This window comes from Actinomycetota bacterium (assembly GCA_005774595.1).
Lineage (GTDB): Bacteria > Actinomycetota > Coriobacteriia > Anaerosomatales > D1FN1-002 > D1FN1-002.
This window is the reverse complement of sequence record VAUM01000306.1, coordinates 1-2322: the sequence shown is the minus strand read 5'-3', so window position 1 is coordinate 2322 and position 2322 is coordinate 1. Positions and strand designations below refer to the sequence as shown.

At 73.4% G+C, this 2322-nt stretch carries 1 protein-coding gene; it reads right to left on the bottom strand.

The window, feature by feature from the left end:
- The coding region (locus tag FDZ70_09435; protein TLM70017.1) for a hypothetical protein at positions 1-2024 on the bottom strand (2024 nt) is incomplete at its 3' end.
- Positions 2025-2322 lie beyond the last annotated feature (298 nt).

Below are 2322 nucleotides of genomic sequence, written 5' to 3'. Positions count from 1 at the left end.
GCCGTGCCGAGGCCGAGCGCGATCGCGGGGCCGGCCGGCACAGCCGCGGCGGCCGTGGTGTCGCCGGCCGAGATGCGGCCGTCGCCGTCCGCGTCGCGGACGAGCGAGACGCCCGCGAAGTCGACGGCGAAGGATGCCGCTTCCGAGCCTGCCGCCTCGACCGTCAGCGACGTCACGGTCACCGTGCCGACGTGCGCGGCCAAGACGATCTCGTCGACCACGACCGTCTGCCCGGGAGCCGCGAAGAACGGCTGGGTCGGACGACCGGCCGAGGAGCCCTGCGCCACCGTGAGGAACGGTGCCGGGCCTCCGGCGGCGGCGGTGAAGTCGTCCGAGCCGGCCGGCGACCTGTTGCCGTACGCGTCGGCGACAGCACCCGCGGCGGCGACGAGCGTGTAGGTCTGCCCGGCGATGTGCGCGGACGTCTCGATGAGCACGTCGGTCGGCGCGGTGGCGACCACCGACGCGCTCGTGATCGCCGACAGCCCGTCGATGGAGAAGGCGGTCGCCACGACCGATCCTGCCGCCGGCGCCTCGCTGAACACCGCGCGGACGTGCGTCGGGTCGACCTGGTACGCCGAGACGAGCGCAGGCGCCGCGTTGTCGATGCGCAGGCCCGTGACGACGAGCCCGGAGGTCGCCTCGTTCGTCACCGCGTCGACCGCGCGCCACGCGAGCGAGTACGAGCGCTCGCGGTTCTGCCCGGGCTCGAGGGCCCAGTCGTACGTCCAGTGGTCGAACCAGTCCGTGCTGTCGGCGTCGAGCCAGGCCTGCGTCGACTGCCAGGCCGCGCCGTTCCACCAGCGTGCGTCATCGCGGCGGATGCTCACGCTCACGGTCGCCACGCCCGTGCCGACACCGTCGGTCGCCGTGCCGGCGATCGAGGCGCTCGCCCCCGTGATCACGGTACCGGTCGCCGGCGCGGTGATCCTCGCCGAGGGGGCACGGTTGCTCGGGCAGCCCTGCCACGCGTTCCCGCCGTCGGTCGAGAACATGATCATCTCGTTGTCGCCGACCGCCCACACCGTGCTCGTGCTGACCGCGTGGATCGAGCGAACGACCTGCGGAAGGCCGGCCTGCTGCGCGCGCGTGGCCCAGCCGTCGGTGGTCTTCCACACGCGTCCGCCGCTGCCTGCGGCCCAACCGGTCGACGTGGTCGCCATCGACACGTCGTAGAGCACCTTCGTGATGGTGGACAGCGCCCGGATCGACCACGTGGCGCCGCCGTTCGTGGTGGTGTAGATCCGGTCGGCGACGCCCACCCCGTACGCGACCTGCGTGCTCGGGGCCGAGACGCCGTAGACCTCGTAGCGGGTCGAGCCGGTGTTGCCCGCCTCGGGGTCGACCCCCGAGATGGTCTGCGTCGTCCAGGACGCGCCGCCGTTCGTGGTCTTCTGGATGAGCGTGCGCGCGGCGGGCTCCAGGCCGATCGCCCACGCGGTGTTCGCGTCGGCGCCGTCCACGCAACGCAGCCACGCGTTCGCCGTCAGGTACGGCTCCCCGTACGTCTGGGAGGTCCAGTAGAAGCGGCCGGCGTACGTCTTGGTCCACGTGGCCCCGGCGTCGTTCGTGGTGTAGATGACCGCGGGGTCGCCCGGGTCCGGACCGCCCCGGCCGACGAGCCAGCCGCGCGTCGCGGACTCCATGTCGGCGCCGTGGAACCATGGCGCCTGCTCGTGGCGATACTCGTTCCAGGTGGAGGCGGAGCCGAGGTCGGGCGTGACGTGGCTGTAGCCGGCGAACAGATCGGCGGCCAGCCCGCTCGTGCTGCCCTCGCCAGCGGCTCCCGCGCGGTACCAGCGGTTCGGCTCGACGCGCACGGCGTGCCAGGTCGTCCCGCCATCTTCCGTGGTCGAGACGAAGCCGGTCATGTTCCCGTACCCGCCAGTGATGATGCCGTGCTGAGCGTCCGAGAAGGACACCGACTCGACCCGGAGCGGGGTCACGGAGGCGGAGGCGGCAGCGGGGACGAGGAACGCCGCCGCGGCCACGATGGCGACCGCCAGGACGGCCCGAGGAACCATGCGCATCCGTTTGCCCCTTGCCTCGATCGAAGGCCGCCCGCGGGCGGCACCGCACCTGCCGGAGTGCAGGCAAGGAGTATACCGCCGGGCGTGTGGAGGAACGGTGACGCGGCGAGACCGCCGCAGGCGCCGGGTGCGTCAGCGCCCGCCAGGCCCGTCGTCGCCCGGACGGACCGCGAGGCCCGCCTCACGGCACGCCGCCGCGAATACGCCTTCGCCCCGTTCGGCGGCACCGCCGGCGCGCTCGACGGGCGCGTCCGCGATCCCGCACGACGGCGACCGCCCCTTGAGCCACACC